16 protein-coding genes, 1 tRNA gene, 1 pseudogene and 1 riboswitch are annotated in these 20,735 nt (G+C 60.0%); of the genes and pseudogenes, 14 read left to right on the top strand and 4 right to left on the bottom strand.

Translation table 11 applies throughout. The features are described from left to right. Positions 1-51 precede the first annotated feature (51 nt). The 7 genes from RO009_21355 to RO009_21325 all read left to right on the top strand — a co-directional run bounded on the left by RO009_21355 (position 52) and on the right by RO009_21325 (position 10,996). Positions 52-546, top strand: coding sequence for a chemotaxis protein CheW (locus tag RO009_21355; protein ID MDT3687581.1), 495 nt, complete (start codon positions 52-54; stop codon positions 544-546). Positions 547-670: 124 nt separating this feature from the next. Next, complete coding sequence (locus tag RO009_21350) at positions 671-2,338, top strand: methyl-accepting chemotaxis protein (GenBank protein ID MDT3687580.1); 1,668 nt, start codon at positions 671-673, stop codon at positions 2,336-2,338. Between the two features lie 369 nt (positions 2,339-2,707). Next, positions 2,708-3,781, top strand: a complete 1,074-nt coding sequence (locus RO009_21345; protein MDT3687579.1) for a PAS domain-containing protein — start codon at positions 2,708-2,710, stop codon at positions 3,779-3,781. Between the two features lie 542 nt (positions 3,782-4,323). Then, a complete protein-coding gene (locus tag RO009_21340) occupies positions 4,324-4,848 on the top strand; it encodes a PAS domain-containing protein (GenBank protein MDT3687578.1) in 525 nt (174 codons plus the stop codon). 7 nt (positions 4,849-4,855) lie between these two features. Next, positions 4,856-6,361 (top strand): methyl-accepting chemotaxis protein, encoded by a 1,506-nt coding sequence (locus RO009_21335; protein ID MDT3687577.1) that lies wholly within the window; start codon positions 4,856-4,858, stop codon positions 6,359-6,361. A gap of 517 nt (positions 6,362-6,878) precedes the next feature. Next, positions 6,879-8,051 carry an ABC transporter substrate-binding protein gene (locus RO009_21330; protein MDT3687576.1) on the top strand — a complete coding sequence of 391 codons (1,173 nt, stop codon included), beginning with the start codon at positions 6,879-6,881 and terminating at the stop codon, positions 8,049-8,051. Between the two features lie 95 nt (positions 8,052-8,146). After that, positions 8,147-10,996, top strand: a complete 2,850-nt coding sequence (locus tag RO009_21325) for a methyl-accepting chemotaxis protein (protein MDT3687575.1) — start codon at positions 8,147-8,149, stop codon at positions 10,994-10,996. Between the two features lie 69 nt (positions 10,997-11,065). Here RO009_21325 and RO009_21320 read toward each other — a convergent pair whose 3' ends face one another. Continuing rightward, entirely contained in the window at positions 11,066-11,440 is a 375-nt protein-coding gene (locus tag RO009_21320; GenBank protein ID MDT3687574.1) for a DoxX family protein, read from the bottom strand. 36 nt (positions 11,441-11,476) lie between these two features. Continuing rightward, a complete protein-coding gene (locus RO009_21315) occupies positions 11,477-12,589 on the bottom strand; it encodes an NADH:flavin oxidoreductase/NADH oxidase (GenBank protein MDT3687573.1) in 1,113 nt (370 codons plus the stop codon). A gap of 802 nt (positions 12,590-13,391) precedes the next feature. Between RO009_21315 and RO009_21310 the strand changes: the two genes are divergently transcribed. Further along, positions 13,392-13,691, top strand: a complete 300-nt coding sequence (locus tag RO009_21310) for a hypothetical protein (protein MDT3687572.1) — start codon at positions 13,392-13,394, stop codon at positions 13,689-13,691. A 213-nt stretch (positions 13,692-13,904) separates the two neighbouring features. Then, positions 13,905-15,503 (top strand): cytochrome c oxidase subunit I, encoded by a 1,599-nt coding sequence (ctaD, locus tag RO009_21305; GenBank protein ID MDT3687571.1) that lies wholly within the window; start codon positions 13,905-13,907, stop codon positions 15,501-15,503. Between the two features lie 65 nt (positions 15,504-15,568). Here ctaD and RO009_21300 read toward each other — a convergent pair whose 3' ends face one another. Further along, on the bottom strand, positions 15,569-16,426 hold the full coding sequence (locus tag RO009_21300) for a LysR family transcriptional regulator (GenBank protein MDT3687570.1): 858 nt from the start codon (positions 16,424-16,426) through the stop codon (positions 15,569-15,571). A 129-nt stretch (positions 16,427-16,555) separates the two neighbouring features. Between RO009_21300 and RO009_21295 the strand changes: the two genes are divergently transcribed. The 4 genes and pseudogenes from RO009_21295 (at position 16,556) to RO009_21280 (ending at position 18,720) form a co-directional block, all read left to right on the top strand. Further along, positions 16,556-16,690 carry a twin-arginine translocation signal domain-containing protein gene (locus tag RO009_21295; GenBank protein MDT3687569.1) on the top strand — a complete coding sequence of 45 codons (135 nt, stop codon included), beginning with the start codon at positions 16,556-16,558 and terminating at the stop codon, positions 16,688-16,690. 221 nt (positions 16,691-16,911) lie between these two features. Next, entirely contained in the window at positions 16,912-18,072 is a 1,161-nt protein-coding gene (metB, locus tag RO009_21290; protein MDT3687568.1) for a cystathionine gamma-synthase, read from the top strand. 126 nt (positions 18,073-18,198) lie between these two features. After that, positions 18,199-18,524: pseudogene (locus RO009_21285) on the top strand (winged helix-turn-helix domain-containing protein). 122 nt (positions 18,525-18,646) lie between these two features. Further along, positions 18,647-18,720, top strand: a tRNA-Gln gene (locus tag RO009_21280). Between the two features lie 48 nt (positions 18,721-18,768). On the opposite strand, the gene RO009_21275 is transcribed toward RO009_21280, so the two are convergent. Continuing rightward, positions 18,769-19,956: an O-succinylhomoserine sulfhydrylase gene (locus RO009_21275; GenBank protein MDT3687567.1), complete on the bottom strand. Its 1,188-nt coding sequence runs from the start codon at positions 19,954-19,956 to the stop codon at positions 18,769-18,771. Between the two features lie 54 nt (positions 19,957-20,010). Next, positions 20,011-20,089: riboswitch (SAM riboswitch) on the bottom strand. 281 nt (positions 20,090-20,370) lie between these two features. Here RO009_21275 and RO009_21270 point away from each other — a divergent pair. After that, entirely contained in the window at positions 20,371-20,697 is a 327-nt protein-coding gene (locus RO009_21270; GenBank protein MDT3687566.1) for a TraR/DksA family transcriptional regulator, read from the top strand. Positions 20,698-20,735 lie beyond the last annotated feature (38 nt).

Below are 20,735 nucleotides of genomic sequence, written 5' to 3'. Positions count from 1 at the left end.
AGGGCGGCTGATTCGCCGCATTCGTAAAAGTTGCAACGAGTGGATGAGCACATGACAGCGCAGGCAATCGCCACGTCCGAACAGTCAGCCGCAGGTTGGAACGCATCCGAGCCGGCGGGCGACAAATCGATTGCCACCGAACTGATCAGCTTCGCGATCGGCAGCGACCAGTATGGGGTCGACATCATGGCCGTGCGCGAAATCAAGGGCTGGTCCGAGATCACGCATCTTCCGAAGCAGCCGGATTATGTGCGCGGCGTGCTCAATCTGCGCGGCGTCATGGTGCCGATTATCGACTTGCGCTGCCGTTTCGGCCAAGGGCTGACCGAGGCGACGCCGATGCACATCGTCATCATCGTGCAGGTGGAGGACATGCAGGTGGGCCTCCTGGCTGATCGCGTGCTCGACATTGTGTCATTCGAAGCCTCACAGGTGCAGCCGGTGCCGCGGGCTGCGCAAAGCGCGCGCATCGATTTTCTGTCCGGCCTGGTGACGATCGAAGGCGGCATGATAGCCATCATCGATCTGCATCACCTGCTGTCCTGAGAAACGCCGCTCCGTTTGCGTTGCGGACAGTCCTGCGTCTTCACCGCGTTGCGTAGTGTTGCGTTATTCTCCACAAGCCGGAGCGCTGCGGTCGCACGCTCTATCCATGACAGGGTGATGTGAAATGCCGGAAGAACGGACGCTCAGTCAGCGTCTTGAATTCATGAAACTCGACGCCTCCGCTCGTGAGGCAACAAAATCCCTTAAGCCGCTGATCGAAAAGGAACTGCCGCAGGCGCTCGACAGTTTCTATGCGCGGGTGAAGCAGTTTCCCGAGACCAGCCGTTTCTTCAGAGACGACGCCCATATCCAGACCGCCAAGAGCGCACAGCTGAAGCACTGGAGCAAGATCAGCGCCGGCGAATTCAGCGATGAGTATGCCCAGAGCGTGCGCACGATCGGCCAGACCCATGCCCGGATCGGTCTCGACGCCCGCTGGTATATCGGCGGCTACGCATTGATCACCGAGCAATTGATTCGCGCCGCAATCGACAATTACTGGCCGAAAGGCGCGTTCGGCGGCAAAAGCAAGAAGGCTGGAGAAGCCGCGCAAGCGATCGGCGCGCTGGTCAAGAGCGTCTTCCTCGACATGGATCTCGCCATTTCTGCTTATTTGGACAGCGCCGAAATGGCGCGTCGGGAATTGGAGAATACGCGCAACATTGCCATCCAGAACAAGACAGAGGCAATCACGGCCTTGAGCCGTGCTGTATCTGAATTGGCGGAAGGCAACCTGCTGGTTCGCCTGACCGGGGAATTCTCCGAGGAGTATCAGGAGCTGCAGCGCGACTTCAACAGCATGGCATCGCAACTGGAGGATGTCATTCGCGCGATCGCTGCGACGACGGCGGAGCTTGCCAACGCGGCATCCGAAATCTCCGCCAGCACCGTCGACCTGTCGCAACGAACGGAAGAGCAGGCGGCGAGCCTCGAACAGACCTCAGCGTCGATGGAAGAAATCTCCGTCACTGTGAAGAACAACGCCGAGAATGCGACGCGCGCCAACGATCTTACCCGCGCGACGCGGGAAGTCGCCGACCGCGGCGGCAAGGTTGTGTCGGAAGCGGTCTCCGCTATGACTCGCATTGAGGATTCCTCGCGCAAGATTTCCGACATCATCTCGGTCATCGACGAGATCGCCCGCCAGACCAATCTGCTGGCGCTCAACGCGGCGGTGGAAGCCGCGCGTGCCGGCGAAGCCGGACGCGGATTTGCCGTGGTGGCTTCCGAAGTCCGCAGCCTGGCGCAGCGCTCCTCGCAGGCGGCCAAGGATATCAAGGATCTCATCACCAGCAGCGCTGGACAGGTCAAAGAGGGCGTCGACCTGGTGAACCGCGCCGGCGCCTCGCTCAGCGAGATCGTTGAATCGATCAAGGGCGTCGCCACCATCGTGTCCGACATCGCCAATGCCAGCAACGAGCAGGCATCCGGCATCGACCAGGTCACCCGTGCTCTGACGCAGATGGACGAGGTGACGCAGCAGAATTCGGCTTTGGTCGAGGAGAACGCGGCCACGGCGAAGACTCTGGAGGAGCAGCAGGCGGCGATGAGCGAGCGCATCGCTTTCTTCCGTTTGGAACCGGCGCAATCCTCGGCGGTCCGACCAGCTTCAGTGAAAAGCGCCTCGCCAGAGCGCGCTGTCGCGGCTGCGGGCAAGCCGACGGCAAAGCGCGGTGTTGTGGTCGCCAAGAGGCCGGCGCCGCGTCCCGCGGTGCTGCGTCGCGACCGGCCGGCTCCGCGCACCATCGGCGCCAATGCGCTGGTCGACGATCAGGATTGGCAGGAATTCTAAAGTCGTCGCACAGATGACATTGCGAGGGCGGCCGCCGGCCGCCCTTTTTGTTGGCGGCGCTCGCCGCTAGGAAGCAAGCGACAGTTTCGCACGGTTGCGGTGGGTGAGGATTGGCAGGACTTCTGAGAAGTCGGGCGCGCCACAACCGGACTACTGCTAGGGTAACCTAATGGTTGCTTCAGGTAACAATTACGTGTGAAGGGGTCGGCAGCTTTCCCGCCCGTCTCTTTAAGTGTTTGAGGCAAAACATATTTTCTCGGTGAAGGGAGCAATTCTGATTGCGCTTTCAACCGTGCAAAGAAGTGCAGAATTGCAAACTTGTTTTGCCGCTTGACTGGACAGGTCGGAATATTCAGCAGATTATTTTACATGTTTCTTCCGTTCGATGGGGATCAAGACGCGGTTAATACCCTGCGTTTTGTCGAGGAGAAGATCGGCGTCGGGCTGTGGTCGCTCGATATCGAGACCGACCGTATGGAATGGTCGCCCGGCTTCTACGCCCTGCTCGGCCTTGATCCCGGGTCGGCCGAGCCCTCATTGTCTCTGTTCCGCAGCATGATGCATCCCGAGGATCGGCTCAGCCGCCAGGATATCGATCGTATTGTGCAGGAGGGGATTCCGATCGAACGCGATTTCCGTATCATCCGTCGCGACGGACGTATCCGCTGGGTGGCCAATCGCGGCGAAGCGGTGATGAACATCCGTGGTCGGCCCGCTCGTGTTGTCGGCCTCATCTACGATGTCAGTGCCAAGCAGAGCGCTGTCGTCGAACTGCGAACACTTGAAGAGCGTTATCGCACGCTGACGCGCGCGGTTTCGATCATTCTCTGGACGGCGTCGCCCGACGGTCAGATGAGCGATTTTCCGGAATGGCGGGAAATGACCGGGCAGACTTTGGCGGAATATCGGGAGGGCGGCTGGCTGGGCTGTCTCCATCCCGAAGACCGTGATGCCGTGGTGGCGGCTCGCACTCACGCGATTGCCCTTCAAATCCCCTATTCGGCAACCTATCGCGTGCGGCAGAAGGATGGTTCCTATCGCTGGTTCAACTCGCGCGCCGCGCCGGTTCGGGGATCGAACGGGCAAGTGAAGGAATGGGCCGGGATCCTGATTGATGTGTTCCAGGGGGCTGCCGCCGCTGCGGGTGCAAAATGGCTGACGGGTGCTCAGGCTCGCGCGGCACGGGCGATCCTGAACTGGACTGTGAAAGATGTCGCGGAGGCCGCTAATATCTCGGTATCGACCGTGCGCCGGCTGGAGGAGAATGACGGCCAGTCAAGCCTGCGCGACGATGTGCTAAATGCGATCAAAACGGCCCTGGAGAACGGCGGCGTAGAGTTTATTTTTCTGCCCACTGGAGAGCCGGCCGTCCGTCCAAGCAAGCCTGCTCGCCAAAAAGAGCGATTTTTGCGCGTACTCGAATCCCAGATGAATAGCCATTGATCATTTGCTATTTCGGTATCGCGCTTTTGCGCTGCCCCGCATCATTTCGCCAGTCGCCCTGACCAGAAAAAATAAACGGCGCATCAAGGCCAAATCGACAAACTCCTCTCGCTTGCGTTGCGGCTGCTGAGGAGAGGGGGATGCAGTCATGCAAATCGAATGGCTGCGGCAGCTTGATGTTGCGTGATGGACGAGACGCGCATTCGCTATCAGCGCTCTCGCCCAGAGCTTCGTCTCGTCGTTCGACGCAGATGCTCTTCAAGCATCGCCATGCGAACCCGCCGAAGGCAAGTAGTTACGGCAATCACCTGTGCGTTGTTGCAGGGATCCCGCGAGGTTGTGTCTGAGCTGAAATTCATGACCGGTACTCGGGACCGCTGCCGCGCAGCCCGAAAGCCGAAATTATGAATCTTAGCCGACTCCTTCATGATCGAGAATGCAATGTCGCCATTTAAAAAATTCGCTGCGGATTCGCGCGTGTCCGACACAAGTGCCTTCAGGAATTCAGTAGTTCGCAGTCGATATCTTACCGAGAGAGTGTCATGACGAAAGCTATCGTGCCAACCAATGTGGAAGTCTTCTTTCGCGAGGAAGACATGATCGTCTCAAAAACCGACCTCAAGGGTCGTCTTATCTATGTCAATCACGAGTTCTGCAGGATCGCGGACTATTCCGAAGCGGAACTGCTTGGAAAGCCGCACAGCGTCATTCGGCATCCCGATATGCCGCGCGCCCTTTTCAAAATGTTGTGGGATTCCATTCTCGATGGGCGCGAGATCTTTGCATATGTCAAGAACATGACAAAAGCCGGACACCATTACTGGGTCTTCGCGCATGTCACGCCATCATATGACGAGAGCGGAAAGATCGTCGGTTATCATTCGAACCGTCGCGCTCCGGATCGCGATGCGCTCAGCAACACGATAGCGCCCCTGTACTCCGCGATGTTGAGGGAAGAGAGTCGGCATAGTAACGGCAAGCAGGCGCTCGCCGCAGGCTTCGAATATCTAACCGCCTGGGCGAAGTCGAAAGGAAAGCCTTATGATGAACTTATGTTCTCGGTTTGATTCCGCCATGGCAACGAAGCTCTTTGGCGGCGTCGCGCTGGTCGCGTCAGTTTGCGCGCTCATAGGCGGTTTTTCTGGCTATCGGCTTGTTGAAGTTGGAGCAATGGTGGTGTCGGCGATCGCCCTCGTCCTGTTGCTCGTCAGCTCGACGCGAAAGAATGCGCACTCGGCCGTTTTGGCCAAAATCGGATCGGTTGCTCAGGAGATCAGGAAAGGCAATTTCGAGGCGCGTATCACCAATATCAGCGAGGGTGGAAGTCTCGGCGACGTGCAGCACAAGGTGAATGATGTGATTGACCGCTGCGACGCCTTTATTCGGGAGGCAACCGCGAGCCTCGATGCCGCGTGCCGGAACATCCATTATCGCCGTATCGTCGTTACCGGCTTGCAGGGGTCTTTCCGCATCGCTGCTGAAAAGGTCAATGGCTCGATCGAGGCGCAAAAGAGAGCCATCGAGCAAGCCCGGATTGAGGCCGACGCGCAACATGCAAAGATCGTCGATTCGATCGCGCAGGGACTGAGGAATCTGGCGGAAGGCAATCTGACGTTCCGAATGACCGATCTTCCTGAATCCTATCGACAGATTCGCGACGACTTTAACGGTGCGATGGCGCAGTTGCAGGATACGATCCGAAATATCGTCATCTCTTCCGCCGAAGTCTCTAACGCGGCTGCCGAAATCGCGACCTCAACAACAGATCTGTCGCAGCGCACCGAGGAACAGGCCGCGAGCCTTGAGCAGACGTCATCGTCTATGGAACAGATGGCGGCGACCGTGAAGAAGAATGCGGAGAATGCTCAGCACGCGAACCAGCTTACCCGGCAAACCCGCGAGGTTGCCGATCGCGGCGGCGCGGTGGTAGCGCAGGCGGTCGCCGCCATGGCGGAGATCGAACAATCCTCTGGAAGGATTTCAGACATCATCTCGGTGATCGACGAGATCGCGCGCCAGACCAATCTGCTCGCCCTCAATGCGGCGGTTGAAGCCGCGCGCGCCGGCGAGGCCGGACGCGGCTTTGCGGTGGTCGCCTCCGAGGTGCGTACTCTGGCGCAGCGCTCTTCGCAGGCCGCGAAGGACATCAAGGACCTGATCATCAGCAGCGCTGATCAAGTCAAGAACGGTGTCGACCTGGTCAACCGCGCCGGCGGCTCGCTGAATGAGATACTCGACTCGATCAGGCAGGTGGCCGACATCATGGCCGAGATGACCAATGCAAGCGCCGAACAGGCGGGCGGCATCGAGGAGATCAACAAGGCGCTCAACCAAATGGACGAGGTAACGCAGCAGAACTCGGCGCTGGTCGAGGAAAATGCCGCATCCGCCAAAATGCTGGAACAGCAATCCGAGACGATGGATCGGCGCATCGGTGCCTTCCGACTCGACGAAGCCGACATGGCTGCGTCCCGTTCGGCCGGCCGGCGCGGACACGCCGCATCCGCCAAGTCCTCGCCGCACGAAAGCGCGCCACAGATTCGCGCGGTGGCGGTCGGTCAGGACTGGCAGGAATTCTGAGACCATTCGTCGCAAGAGCATGCGCGGCGGAGTGCATCCCGGCACTCCGCCGTCGTTTTCAGCTGCAAAGCCGAAGAAAAGCAGCGCCAACACCTCGGCAGCCGCACGCGGGGCTGAGATATTTCACAGGCGACTGCCCGGAATTATCCGAACGGTAATTCTTGTCATCCTAGACTCGTTTCAGGGTGATTGGGGCAGCATCGCGACGATTCCCTGACAAGCAATGACGGCAGCAACCGCAGACCCCATGGGGTTTGCGTCTCGTACTGCGCGTCGAAAATGGAATGCGGATCAGCCGCGGGGCATTCCCGCATGATTCGATTTGTCGCGGCGGCGGACCTGGGAAGGCCTGTTCCGCCGCTTTTTCATTTGTGCTCAGGCGCTTTGGCAGAGAACGCCGCGGGCTCGGTCATCAGGAAGAACCGAGGAGGTATAAATGGTAATGATCCATTTACCACAAGCGTTCACATTTCATCCGCGGGTTGCATCGCCGAAGGGCGGCGCGAACGGCAAGCCGATGGTGCGCATCGCCATCGTGCTGGCCGGCTGCATCGCCCTGTCGGGGGTCGCAACTCGTGTGCACGCTGAAGATGGGCTCAGCGCAGATTCGATCACCTTCGGTCAGGCGGCGGTCCTGCAAGGTCCCGCCTCCGCACTGGGATTAGGCATGAAAGCCGGTCTGGAAGCAGCCTTCGACGAAGCCAACCAGAAGGGTGGCGTGCATGGGCGCAAGCTCAAGCTCATCAGCGTCGATGACGGCTATGAACCGTCGAAAGCCATCGCTGCCACCCGCAAGTTGATCGAAGAGGACAAGGTCTTCGCGCTCATCGGCGCGGTCGGTACGCCGACCTCCGTTGCCACCCAGCCACTCGCGGCTGCGGCCAGAATGCCGTTTATCGGCGCCTTCACCGGCGCCGGATTCCTGCGCGACCCCAAGCGCGACAATGTGGTCAACATTCGCGCCAGCTACGACGCAGAAACCGAAGCCTGGGTGAAGCATCTGACGGAAGACCTGCGCATCAGCAAGATTGCGATTTTCTATCAAGACGACGCCTATGGGCGCGCGGGTCTGTCCGGCTTCAAGAAAGCCATGGACAAGCGCAAGCTGGAGATCGTCGCGGAAGGCACCTATGAGCGCAACACCACGGCGATCAAGACGGCCTTGCTGGCCGTGCGCAAGGCGGCGCCGGAAGCCGTTGTCATGGTCGGCGCCTACAAGCCGTCCGCGGAATTCATCAAGCTGGCGCGCAAGATCGAATTCAATCCCGTCTTTGTGAACATTTCTTTTGTCGGCGCCGGTCCGCTCGCCAAGGAGCTGGGCCCGGAAGGGAATGGCGTGATCGTCAGCCAGGTCGTTCCGTTTCCCTGGGATACGTCGCTCAAGGTGGTTGCCGACTATCACGCCGCGATCAAGGCAAAGGACCCGAAAGCCGAGCCGGAATTCGTTTCGCTCGAGGGCTATCTCGTCGGCCGTCTGACCATCGCGGCGCTTGAGAAAACCGGACCGAATCCGACCCGCGCCGGCCTGCTGAAAGCCATCAAGGATACCGGCAAGTTCGACATTGGCGGCCTGGAGATGACCTTCGGCCCGCAGGACAACGAGGGTTTGGGCAAGGTTTTCATGACCGTGATTCAGCCCGACGGTTCATTCAAAGCCGTCGAGAAGCTGATCAGGGTGTCGGCCAATTGAGTGTCCGGCCGCCGTTCCTGTCGGGCGGCGGCCGGCTGAACTGATGCGTGTAGCTGGAGGGAAGCGGGATTGCGCCGTTTCCGGGGGGAATGAAGATGAAGGTCGCGCGTGCGCTGAAATCGGTCGGATACTGGATCAATCCCGCCAATTTGCTGTTGCGTTCAGGCATCAAGGTCAAGCTGCAGCTTGCCTTTGGCGCGGCCGCGCTGATGACGGTGATCGCGTCTGCGGTTGCAATCATATCCTTCCAGTCGACCGAAAGGGGCGTCGAGCGTGTCGCGCAGCGCGAAGTACCGCTGATGACCGAGGCCCTGCGCCTGTCGGTGATGTCCGGTGAGATTTCGGCCGCTGCGGCGCGCTTTGTCAGCGCCGACAACGTCCGCGATCAACGCACGATCGCTTCACAGATTGACGACCGCAGCATGCAGTTGCGCGCGCTGATCGACCGCGTTCGCGCCGGCTCGAGCAAGGAAGCTTTCGGCAATGTTGAAACGGCCGCGCGCCTGCTTGAGAACAATCTGTCCGATCTCGACACGGTCATCGTGTCGAGATCCAATCTGCGCGTGCGTCTCGAGCGTCAGCTCGATACCCTGCACAAGTTGCACACGAAGATCGCCGAAGAGCTGACGCCGATCGTCGACAAGTCCTACTTTCAAACCGTCACCAAGGCGGAGGATATCGGCAAGGTCGGCGACCAGACCATCAAGACCCTGGTCGATGACGGGGTGCAGATGATGCAGGCCGTGGTTCAGATCGGATCTGAAACCAATCTGGTGACCGGCCTGTTGACGGCGGGCGCGCTGACCAATTCGCCGGCCATGCTGGCGATGCTGGAGGACCGCTTCACCGCCTCCGCCAAGCGCGCGGAAAAGCAGCTATCGCGGCTGCCGAACGATCCCAAATACAACAGCCTGCGCGAGAAGACCGGCCTTCTGCTGAAGCTTGCCGATTTCAAGTCCGGTGCGGCGGGCGAGAACGAGGCGGCGCGTCTGCAGAACGTGTTCCGGGCGCATGAGGGTCTGGCACAGGTGCTGATCACCTTGATCGATGACCTCAATTTCGATGCGGTGATGGAAGGCGAACAAGCGGTCAAACGCACGAGCAAGATGATCAAGGACCTGGTGAACAGCCCGCTCATCGACTTCCGCAACGCGCTGGAACTCAAGATCCAGGTCCACTTGATGGCAAGCCTGTTGAGCGAAGGCTCAATGGCCAAGGACGAGATGTCGCTTCTGAAAATACTCGCTCGCTTTGATGAGTCGATAAACCTCGTCCTGTTCGTGGCCCAGGGTCTGAAAAACGACGATATCAAGAAGAGTTTGGAAGAGCTTTTTGATCTCGGCCGTGCCGAAGAGAATATTTTCTCCCTGCGCAAGCAGGAGCTCAATGTCACCGCCGGCGCCGCGAAAGTGATCGATGACAACGTGAAGATCCAAAAGCAGCTCGATCACGCTGTATCGACGCTGGTCAAGGAAACCGAGACCACGATGAAGACCGGAACCTCGATGCTGCTCGAGGAACTGGCGCATAACCGCATGGTGCTGCTTGGCGTTGCTCTCGCCAGTCTTCTCGTGGCGGGCGCGATTGCATTCTTCTATGTCCAGCGCAGCCTTATCCGTCGGCTGATGGCGTTGGGCGAGACGATGCGCCGCCTGTCCTCCGGGGAGAACGATATTGCCGTCCCGGCGGTCGAGGATCGCGACGAACTCGGCGAGATGGCGCGCGCGGTTCTGGTGTTTCGCGATGCTGCGATCGAGAAGGCGCGGCTTGAAGCGCAGGCGGCGGAGGACCGGCGCCAGGCGGAAGAAGAGCGCCAGCGCAACGAGGCCGCCAAGGCGGAAGCCGCGCGTCAAGTGGCGCAGGTGGTGGACGGCCTCGGTCGTGGGCTCGAACGCCTGGCGCAGGGCGATCTGACCTATCGCGTGCGCGAGAACTGGGCCGATGAGTACCGGAAAATCCAGGGAGACTTCAACGGCGCCATTGATCAGCTCCACGAGACGCTGAAGGCGATCGCGGATTCGACACGCGAAGTGTCAAACGCCGCCTCGGAGATTTCGTCGAGCACCACCGATCTGTCGCAGCGCACCGAAGAGCAGGCGGCAAGTCTGGAAGAAACCTCCGCGTCGATGGAAGAAATCTCCGCCACCGTGAAGAAGAACGCGGAGAATGCGCAGCACGCCAACAACCTGACCAAGGAAACCTGGGGCATTGCCGACCGCGGCGGCGCGGTGGTGGCGGAAGCGGTGTCGGCGATGGCGCGGATCGAAGAATCCTCGCGCAAGATTTCCGACATCATCTCGGTCATTGACGAAATCGCGCGGCAGACCAATCTGCTGGCGCTCAACGCGGCGGTGGAAGCCGCACGCGCAGGCGAAGCCGGTCGCGGTTTCGCGGTGGTCGCCTCCGAAGTCCGCAGCCTGGCGCAACGCTCGTCGCAGGCGGCCAAGGACATCAAGGATCTGATCACCAACTCCTCGACCCAGGTCAAGGAGGGCGTCGATCTGGTCAACCGAGCCGGCAACTCGCTCAACGACATCGTGCAGTCGATCAAGCAGGTTGCCGATCTCGTGGCTGATATCGCCAATGCCAGCACCGAACAGGCTTCGGGCCTCGAACAGATCACCAAGGCGCTGAACCAGATGGACGAGGTGACGCAGCAGAACTCGGCGCTGGTCGAGGAGAATGCAGCGACTGCCAAGACGCTGGAGGACCAGCAGACGGCGATGAGCGAGCGCGTCGGATTCTTCCGCTTCGGCGAGGGCGATGTCACGGCGCCCGATCTGGATGACGCGGCATTCGATCAGGAAACTGATGCAGCCGTGGACGAGCTGCGGTCACTGGCCGTGAAAATGAACGGCAGCCATCACCACGCGCCCGCAGCTTACCGGACCAAGATGTCAGGCGCGGCCGCACTGGCGGAAGAGGCCGAGTTGCAGGATTATTGATCGGTCAACGCAGCTCCGCAGCTCACGGCCGCGGAGCTGCAGGCGATCCGGGCCGATAGATTGCGGCCGTCAGGACTGCATGGCCACCAGCGCGCAGCAGATGGCCCAGAACACACAAAATTCGCTGCCGCCGATATTCCACAGCCATTTTCCGTCGCTGACGCGATACACTGCGGCCGCGGCGACCATAAGATGCAGCGCCGCAATCGCTGCAGTGAAAGTGGTGAAAATCCCGAAAATCAGTGCGATCGCCAGCACGATTTCGATGGCGCCGGCGACATACATCCAAAACCGGGGCGGATTGAATTTCGCCGCGACAAAGAAGCCGAGCGCCGCCGGAACGTAGAACTTTGCGTAGATGTGCGGGACGAAGAACGCCCCGCACATTATTCTCAGAATGACCCAACCGTTGCTGAGATCGGGAATTTGCAGCAGCCCTGACATCCTGCGCTTCGCTTTTTCGCGTGTTGCCGGCGGGAGCTATTCCGCGGCCTGCCGGCTCGGGAAGACCTGCGGCCGCATCTTCGGATGGCAGGCCATCATCTTCGGCGCGTAAGCGGTCTCCGCGCCGAGCTCCTCCGCGGCATGCCAGGCCCAGCGCGGGTTGTACATCGCGCCGCGGCCGATGCAGATGAAGTCCGCCTTGCCGGAAGCAATGATGTTCTCCGCCGCATGCGGATCGGTGATCAGGCCGACCGACATGGTCTTGATGCCGGTTTCCTTGCGCACCTTCTCGCCGAACGGGACCTGATAATTGGGAGCCAGCGGAATCTTCTGGCGCGGGTCCAGTCCGCCGGTGGAGACATCGAGATAGTCGCAGCCGAGCCGCTTCAACTCACGCGCCAGCACCACCGTCTCTTCCGGCGTCCAGCCGCCGTCGACCCAGTCGGTGGCGGAGACGCGCATGCCGATCGGCTTGCCTTCCGGAAAGGCCGCGCGCACGGCGGAATAGACCTCCAGCGGAAAGCGGATGCGGTTTTCGGTTGAGCCGCCATATTCATCGGTGCGCTGATTGGACAGCGGAGACATGAACTGGTGCAGAAGATAGCCGTGTCCGCCGTGCAGCTCGATCACGTCATAGCCGATGCGATCGACGCGTTTGGCGCTGGCGACGAATTCGGCGATGCAGCGCTTGATGTCGTCCTTGGTCATGGCATGCGGCACCGGCCAGCCCTGGTCGTAGGGGATGGCGGAGGGCGCCTCGGGGGTCCAGCCGCCGTCCTCTTTGCTGATCGGTTTGCCGCCGGCCGCCGGCGGCGTGGTTGGCCCCTTGCGGCCGGCATGCGCGAGCTGCACGCCCAGCTTGGCGACGCCGTAGGTACGGCAGAAATCGTGCACACGCTTCAGCGCCGCTTCGTTCTCGTCCGACCACAGCCCGGCGCAGCGCGGGGAAATGCGGCCGACCGGGCTGACGTTTGTCATCTCGGTCATCACCAAGCCAGCCGCGCCAAGCGAAAAGCTGCCAAGATGCATGAGGTGCCAGTCGTTGGCGGAGCCGTCGTTGGAGTTGTACTGGCACATCGGAGAGACCACGATGCGGTTGGGCAGGGTCAGTCCGCGCATGGTGACAGGTGAGAACAGTGCAGAAGCCATCGTTTGATCCTTGATCGGAGGGGCAGTGTTTTTGGTTGGTCAGACTGCGGAGTCTTCGTTTGTCAGACTCTGGTCATGATTTCCACCCTGCGTTTTTCGGCGCACGGTTGACCGTCGGGCATGGATCGCCGAGGTGAGGGGAGTCTGGCCCAAAGCAAATCGGCCTGACGATAGCCCAGTGACGCCGGAATCCCTTTTGACCTAGCTCAATTGGCTCGGCGGCCCGCGATGCGGGCCGAACTCGGCGAGCGCCGCGGGTTGGCGGGAATTGGGCCTGCCTCACGGCGAGCGGTCACCTTGCGCCAGCGCCAGGAGTGCGACCGGGCTGCGGCTGGGCGGGCCAAGCACATTATGATAAGAGCGCAAGCCACAGGGACGGGGAAGGCATGCGCCAAAGGATCACCATCGGGTTTTTGCTCGGCCTTCTGGCATTTGGCGCTGCCGGCTGTGACAAATGCGGCAATTTCCTCGGTCAGCCGACCAGCCACCCGCAGAGCTGCAAGTAAAGTACCGCCGGCAACAGCGTCGCGTCCGCGCCGCCGGAACGGCACATTCATGCACACCGCACATCACCTCTTGCCGTTAGGCTGGTGGCCGCGCGTCAGGCGGGTCGCCGTCCGTCTGCAGTGACATGAAGAGGCAACTTCAATTTTTCCGATAACAACGACCATTTAAATTCGTTATACGCTCGTCATTCTGGGGCGTACTCTCACGCCAGCGATTGGAAAATCTGGCCGGCTGACATCATCGGTCACGATGGTGTCTCAGCCGGGCGCTGGGTTTGCCTCGAAGGAGAAGCAGCATGTCCCATGAAACGGAACGAATTTCCCCGGATACCGAACGAATTACTCTGGACGACACATCGCAAAAGGCGCTGTGGCGCTTCCTTGTTCGGTCGGCGCTGATCGTTTTCTTGGCGCTGGTGATACAGGAGGAATTCTGGCAGTCGCTGGGATTCCTCCTCTTTATTGGTGGATTGAGTTGCAGTTGCGCGGCGCTATGGCGGCGTGACTCGCCGAATTCGCACTCGCTGACTTACTGGGACGAAAGCGTGGGCCACTACGCGATGTTCCTCGGCCTCAGGGCCTTTGGCCAGATCTGAGCGCTCGCGCGTCGCCAGGCGACGGTGAGGCTCATGAGCGGCCCAGCAAAAATCCGCTTCGCGTACGGCGCCCGCCAGACGGCGTGCCAGGGGATGTCTTGAGACCATAAACAAAGTCGCCAGACGGCATGACCGAAACGGGTCAATGCCGGTCAAGGCGATCAACCAAGGTGGGCATGCGCAATGAATTCAAACAACACAGGAACACCGGCTATGTCGACCGTCACTGCAACCGCAGCCGGCGAGGGGCGTCCTTCAGGCCTGCGCCGCTGGCTATTCTCCACCAATCACAAGGACATTGGCACGCTGTATCTCGTCTTTTCGTTCGTGGCGGGGCTTTTTGGACTGGCACTCTCGGTGGCAATGCGGATGGAACTGCAAAGTCCCGGCATTCAGATCTTTGCGGATCCCCAGCAATACAATGTCGTGGTCACCGCGCATGGTCTGGTGATGATCTTCTTCACCCTGATGCCGGCGCTGATCGGGGGATTCGGTAACTGGCTGATTCCCTTGATGATCGGAGCGCCCGACATGGCGTTCCCGAGATTGAACAACATTTCGTTCTGGCTTCTGCCGGCCTCTTTCCTGTTGCTGATCCTCTCGATGTTTGCAGAAGGCGCCCCCGGCGTCGCGGGATTTGGCGGCGGCTGGACGATGTATCCGCCGCTCTCGGTCATCGGACATCCCGGACCTGCGATGGACTTTATGATTCTCGCGATTCACATCGCGGGCGTCTCATCCATTCTGGGTGCAATCAATTTCATCACCACCATCTTCAATATGCGCGCACCGGGCATGACCCTGCACAAGATGCCGCTCTTTGCCTGGGCGATGCTGGTCACCGCGTTCATGCTGCTGATGTCGCTCCCGGTGCTGGCGGGCGCCATCACCATGTTGCTGACGGATCGCAATTTCGGCACGACCTTCTTCGCGCCTGACGGCGGCGGCGATCCGATCCTCTATCAGCATCTGTTCTGGTTCTTCGGCCATCCCGAAGTCTACATCATGATCCTGCCGGGCTTCGGCATCATCAGCCAGATCGTGGCGACGTTCAGCCGCAAGCCCGTTTTCGGCTATCTTGGCATGGCCTATGCGATGGTGGCGATCGGCGGCATCGGCTTCGTCGTATGGGCGCATCACATGTTCACGGTCGGCATGTCGATCGGGGCGCAGGCCTATTTCACCGTTGCAAGCATGGTGATCGCGGTTCCGACCGGCGTGAAGGTGTTTTCCTGGATCGCCACGATGTGGGGAGGCTCCATCGATCTGCGCACGCCGATGCTATGGGCGATCGGCTTCGTGTTTCTGTTCACCATCGGCGGTGTCACCGGCGTCGTACTGGCAAATGCGGGGATCGACTTCGTTCTGCAGGACACCTATTACGTGATTGCGCATTTCCATTATGTGCTCTCGCTTGGCGCCGTGTTTGCGATCTTCGCGGCGTGGTATTTCTGGTTTCCCAAATTCACCGGCTATGTCTGCGACGAGCGGATCGGCAAGCTGCATTTCTGGGTGACGTTTGTCGGCGTGAACATCCTGTTCTTTCCGCACCACTTCCTGGGTCTCGCGGGCATGCCGCGACGCTACGTGGATTATCCGGATGCGTTTGCGGGCTGGAACATGGTGTCCTCGCTGGGTGCCTACATCACAGCGGCGGGCGTGCTCATCTTCATGTACGGCGTTGTGCGCGCTTTCGTTCGCCGCGAGCCGGCAGGAGCAAATCCCTGGGGCGAGGGGGCAACCACTTTGGAATGGACGTTGTCGTCGCCGCCGCCATTCCATCAATTCATGGTGCTGCCGCGGGTCAAATAGAACCTGCGCCCGCGGCTGGCTGAACACCGGCAAGCGTCCAGCCGGTGTTCAGCCGCAACCGTGCGCTACGGCGCGGCTTGCACCGCCTTGGCGAGACTGCGGATGCCGTCAAGCGCGCTTTCCAGCACGTCTTCATCGCGTTCCAGCGCATAGACAACATAGGCCGGCAAGGAGAATTCCGGCGCACCGGCGATCACGGTGAGCCGCTTCGCCTGAAGATGCGACCGCACCAGCCGCATCGGAAAATAGCCGGAGCCTCCGTTTTCCAGCACATGCTGAAGCCCCAGCCAGCCGATATTCGCGGTCAACGCCGGGCCGGCGAAGTTTGGAAAGCTGGCGCTGTGGCGAATGTAAAATTCAGGTCCCCAGTCGACCAGCACATAGCCGGCCTCCGGTTCCGGTGCGCCGCTCGGGTCCGTCGAGACCAGCACAAGCTTCTCCTCAAAGAGATGCTCGACCTGCAGGCCGGGACGGCTTTGCGGCGTGTACATGACGCCGATGTCAAGGCGGCCTTCAACCAGGCCCAGCATGATGTCGGTCTCGAAACCGATTTCGGCGCGCACGGAAACGTCGGGCATGGCTTTCTGCATCAGCTGCAGCCATTCCAGCAGGAACTTTTCCCAAAGTCCGATGCGGCTGCCGAGCGTGAGTGTCCCGCGGAAGCCTTTCGGGATGCCGACATCCTGGCGCGCCAATTCTACGGTTCGCACCAGCGTCGATGCATGTTTCTGAAAAATGCGTCCGGCCGGCGTCAGGCTTGCGCCGGCCTTGTTGCGGACGAAAAGCGAGCAGCCGAGCTGCTCCTCAAGCGTGTGGATGCGGGTGCTGATCGTCGACTGGCTGACATTCAGATGTTCCGCCGCATTGATGAAATTGCCGACGGACACAACCGTCAGGAAGGTTCGTGCAAGTTCGGTATCCACATCATACCTCCAGGAGCATCTTGTATCTAACAAGTCAATATCAACGTCTATTTTTTCGCGTTTGTCAAAAGTTAATGTCCGTCCTAACCTGTTTAGGGAATGTTTGAAAAGCCAAAGGAGGAAATCACGATGAAGACGAAAGCAGACGCGACCGTCGGACGCCGCGATTTCCTGAATGCGCTCGGCGCCGGGACCACTCTTGCAGCGGTCAGCGCCGCGCCACTGTCAATCGCCGCACAGGCCGACAGCGAAAAACAGCAATGAAAAACGCAGGGCGCGTTACAGCGAGACCGCGCATGTGAAGACCTATTACGCGGTCAACCGATATCGAACTGAGGGAGGCAGGCATGTTGATCAAAAGATCAGAACATCAGAAGCACCGCGGCGCGCTTGCGGCTGAGTGAAAGAATATTGCCGCCTGCCTTTTGCGTAAGCACTCCCAATGCAAATTCCTTGTAAACGCAGATGATGAGCAGTCTTTGTTTATGACGGAGAAAATGAATCTTCAGACCATTGCGGCATCCAACGGCATCGCATCGGACAAAGCTTTTAGAGCAGTGGTGCCGCCAATCTATCTGTCGAGCACGTTTGCATTCGAGGGTTTTCAGAGGGCAGGTACCTACGATTACAGTCGCACAGCAAATCCGACCCGCGATATTCTGGCTGATACTATTGCTAAGCTTGAGGGCGGTGCGGGTAGTGTAATCACCGCTACGGGTATGGCGGCGGTTGACCTTGTCCTCAGCCGTTTGGGATCAGACGATCTGGTGATTGCTCCGCACGATTGCTATGGCGGGACCTATCGGCTTCTTGCAGCCCGACGCGCGAAGCTGCAATTCGAGGTCGCGTTCATCGATCAGAACAGCGATGCCGCCTGGGCGGGCGCGTTGGATAGCCGCCCTGCGCTTGTGCTCATTGAAACGCCAAGCAATCCAATGATGCGAATTGTAGACATTGCCGCCGTCTCTGACCGAGCGAAGTCGGCCGGTGCAATGATTGCGGTTGACAATACATTCTTGTCACCGGCTTTGCAGCGGCCCATTTCGCTCGGTGCAGATTTTGTGATCCATTCGACGACCAAGTACCTCAACGGACATTCTGATGTCATTGGCGGCGCAGTTGTCTGCGCCAACAAGGCTCATGTGGATGAACTCGCGTCATGGGCCAATATTACGGGTGTAACTGGCTCGCCATTCGACGCCCACCTGACTTTGCGGGGGCTCCGGACGCTTTTCCCGCGCATTGAACGACAGCAGCAGACAGCGGGCGTCATCGCAGAATTTCTCCAGCGGCACGATCTGGTGACTGCCGTTCACTATCCCGGCCTTCGGAATCATGCAGGGCATGACATTGCCAAAAAGCAGCAACATGGATTCGGCGCTATGCTGAGTTTCGAGATCGCTGGCGGGGAAGGGGCCGTCCGGAAATTTGTTGACACGCTCCGGGTATTTACCCTGGCTGAATCCCTTGGGGGTGTCGAAAGCCTGGTCGCACACCCGACCACGATGACTCACGCCGGCATGAGCAGGGAAGCCAGGCATAGAGCGGGCATCAATGATAATCTGCTGCGGCTCTCAATTGGCTTGGAGAGTGAAATCGATCTCTTGGACGATCTCGCCAGGGGCTTTGCCGCGTGCGGAGGATAGCTTCGAATATGAGATTGCGAAATGTCGGGCCAGGTGGCTTCTACGGCAGCAACTCATCCCGGGCAGAGCGGTAATATCAGTCTTAAGCATCGCGATGACAATGCCAACCGCCATCGCAGGCGCGGCCATCAATTGCAGGTTCAGGGCGAACGGCCGGTTTTCCGCGTCGGCGATCTTTCGGTCGGCCTGGTGCGGCGCATCGTCAAGCTGGGCGGAAAGGACGTTAAGCTGTCGCCAAAGGAATGCGAATTGCTGCGCGCTCTGGTGCAGCGTGCCGGGAAGGTGCTCACACATAAGTTCTGCTCGGCGAATTATGGGACGACCGACCGATGCGCAGTATCTGCGGGTTTATGCGCCGCCAGTTGAGACAGAAGATCGAAGCGGATCCCGAGCGCCCCCAATATGCACTCACCGAAACCGGCGTCGGTTACCGGCTGCGCGGAGCCGACTGACCCATTCGGGCGGTGGGTGGCCAGCCTGTCCGCTGATGGGGTTCGGCTGGTCGGTCTACCCCCCATATCGGGGTTTGAAGTTTCAAAACGACGCGTGTATGCAATGGCCGCGCGGCCCCCATTGGGGAATAGTTCAATGGTAGAACAGCGGACTCTGACTCCGTTAATCTAGGTTCGAATCCTAGTTCCCCAGCCAAATTCGTCTTGCATTTCAGTACCTTATAATAGGCGGCAACTGAGGCGCTCACACCTTCTCTAGCGCGGCCAGAATATCCTCCACGATATCGTCCGGGTGCTCCAGTCCGCAGGACAGCCGCACCAGGCCGTCGGAGATGCCAAGCTCGGCCCGCTGTTCCGGTTTCAGCCGCTGGTGCGTGGTGGTGGCGGGGTGCGTCACCAGGCTCTTGGCGTCGCCGAGATTGTTGGAAATCCGGATCAGCTTCAGCGCGTCGAGGAAGCGGAAGGTCGCCGCCTTGTCGCCCTTGATCTCGAAGGTGACAAGATTTGAGCCGCCCTTCATCTGCTTGCGGATGATCGCCGCTTGCGGATGGTCGGGCCGTCCGCAAAAGATCAGCCGCGATATCTTCGGATGTTCGGCCAGCGCCACCGACACCGCCGCAGCATTGTCGGTTTGCCGCCGCACGCGCACCGCCAGCGTCTCGAGGCCTTTCAGCAGCACCCAGGCATTGAACGGCGACATGGAGGGGCCGGTCTGCCGCAGCAGCACCTGTATATTGTCGGCGATGAATTTCTCCGAGCCGAGGACGACTCCACCAAGGCAGCGGCCCTGTCCGTCGATATGCTTGGTGGCGGAATAGACAACGCAATCGGCGCCGAGCGCGAGCGGACTTTGCCACAACGGGGTGGAGAAGACATTGTCCACCACCACCGTCGCGCCGGCGTTATGCGCGATTTTCGCCACCGCCGCGATGTCGATCACCTCGAGCGTCGGATTGGCCGGCGTCTCCATGAAAAAGGTCTTGGTGTTGGGCCGCACCGCCGCCTGCCACGCATCGAGGTCGGTGCCGTTGACGAGCGTCGATTGCACGCCGAAGCGCGGCAACAGATCCTCGACAATATAAAGACACGAGCCGAACAGGGCTTTCGACGCAACGACATGATCGCCGGCTTTCACCTGGCCCATCAGCGCGAGCGTGACAGCAGCCATGCCGGTTGCGGTCGCGCGCGCGGCTTCCGCGCCTTCGAATTCGGCCATGCGCTGTTCGAACATGCTGACTGTCGGATTGGAGAAGCGCGAATATTGGTAGCCGGGGTCTTCGCCGAGAAACCGCTTCTCCGCCTGCAACGCCGAGTCGTAGACATAGCCTTGCGTGAGGAAGAGGGCTTCCGATGTCTCGTTGAATTGCGAACGCAAGGTGCCGCTATGCACGAGACGGGTTTCGGGGCGGTAGCGCGGACGGGACACGGACATCACGGCCTCCTTCGGCCATTAAAAAACCCGGCCGGGGGAAGCTCCCTTGGCCGGGCACATGCGTCCCCGGCCTTTTAGCGCGTTGTTTTACGTGGCGGCAAGCCGGCCGGCTCAAATGACCACGGATTGGAAATCTTGAATACGATGCAGACGAGGAGCCGTCAAGCGGAGAGGACGATGTGGTTTTTGCTGTTTGATCCGCGTGCCGAAGCGAGAGCCCGCTGCAGGGCCCTCCTCCAGCAGACCCGGCCGGCTGAGGGGCCATCCTGCCGCCCTGGAATCCAAGCGGAAGACCGGGTTACGTGCGCCAACGAAATCGGGTGCAGGCCGTTCCCACTAGATGTTATAGGCGGGTTGCTTCGCGCTGAATTCAGTCCGCGATCAATTGCAATCGGGACATGGAGGGTCGTCGTAATGATCAATGCTGATACCGCAAAAGCTCGTCTTGAGTCGCAGCTTGTCGAGCTCAAGGAACGGCAGGACCGCGTCGCGCAGGACCTGGCTGAGCCGCTCGATCCCGATTCTTCTGAGCAGGCGATCCAGACGGAGGATGACATGTCGCTCGGAGGGCAAGCAGCGCTCATCGCACGCGAGATTGCGTCCGTGAAGCGCGCGCTGACGCGAATTGAAAACGGGACCTATGGCCAGTGTGTCCGGTGCGGAGAAGAAATTGCTGCCAAGCGACTCGAGGCTCGGCCCGAGGCGGCATTGTGCATTGAGTGCGCGCGCAAGGAACAGTGACGCTTCGCAAGTATTATTGACGGAATCCGGTCACTTTA

This window comes from Pseudorhodoplanes sp. (assembly GCA_032027085.1).
Taxonomy (GTDB): Bacteria; Pseudomonadota; Alphaproteobacteria; order Rhizobiales; family Xanthobacteraceae; genus Pseudorhodoplanes.
This window is presented reverse-complemented; position numbering and strand designations above follow the sequence as displayed.

What these genes read in the sequence shown, in the direction of transcription:
- RO009_21355 (MDT3687581.1), top strand. Translation starts at nt 52, where the DNA reads ATGACAGCGCAGGCAATCGCCACGTCCGAACAGTCAGCCGCAGGTTGG.
- RO009_21340 (MDT3687578.1), top strand. Translation starts at nt 4,324, where the DNA reads ATGACGAAAGCTATCGTGCCAACCAATGTGGAAGTCTTCTTTCGCGAG.
- RO009_21310 (MDT3687572.1), top strand. Translation starts at nt 13,392, where the DNA reads ATGTCCCATGAAACGGAACGAATTTCCCCGGATACCGAACGAATTACT.
- metB (MDT3687568.1), top strand. Translation starts at nt 16,912, where the DNA reads ATGACGGAGAAAATGAATCTTCAGACCATTGCGGCATCCAACGGCATC.
- RO009_21320 (MDT3687574.1), bottom strand. Translation starts at nt 11,440, where the DNA reads ATGTCAGGGCTGCTGCAAATTCCCGATCTCAGCAACGGTTGGGTCATT.
- RO009_21335 (MDT3687577.1), top strand. Translation starts at nt 4,856, where the DNA reads ATGGCAACGAAGCTCTTTGGCGGCGTCGCGCTGGTCGCGTCAGTTTGC.
- RO009_21275 (MDT3687567.1), bottom strand. Translation starts at nt 19,956, where the DNA reads ATGTCCGTGTCCCGTCCGCGCTACCGCCCCGAAACCCGTCTCGTGCAT.
- ctaD (MDT3687571.1), top strand. Translation starts at nt 13,905, where the DNA reads ATGTCGACCGTCACTGCAACCGCAGCCGGCGAGGGGCGTCCTTCAGGC.
- RO009_21345 (MDT3687579.1), top strand. Translation starts at nt 2,708, where the DNA reads ATGTTTCTTCCGTTCGATGGGGATCAAGACGCGGTTAATACCCTGCGT.
- RO009_21330 (MDT3687576.1), top strand. Translation starts at nt 6,879, where the DNA reads ATGGTGCGCATCGCCATCGTGCTGGCCGGCTGCATCGCCCTGTCGGGG.
- RO009_21315 (MDT3687573.1), bottom strand. Translation starts at nt 12,589, where the DNA reads ATGGCTTCTGCACTGTTCTCACCTGTCACCATGCGCGGACTGACCCTG.
- RO009_21350 (MDT3687580.1), top strand. Translation starts at nt 671, where the DNA reads ATGCCGGAAGAACGGACGCTCAGTCAGCGTCTTGAATTCATGAAACTC.
- RO009_21325 (MDT3687575.1), top strand. Translation starts at nt 8,147, where the DNA reads ATGAAGGTCGCGCGTGCGCTGAAATCGGTCGGATACTGGATCAATCCC.
- RO009_21270 (MDT3687566.1), top strand. Translation starts at nt 20,371, where the DNA reads ATGATCAATGCTGATACCGCAAAAGCTCGTCTTGAGTCGCAGCTTGTC.
- RO009_21295 (MDT3687569.1), top strand. Translation starts at nt 16,556, where the DNA reads ATGAAGACGAAAGCAGACGCGACCGTCGGACGCCGCGATTTCCTGAAT.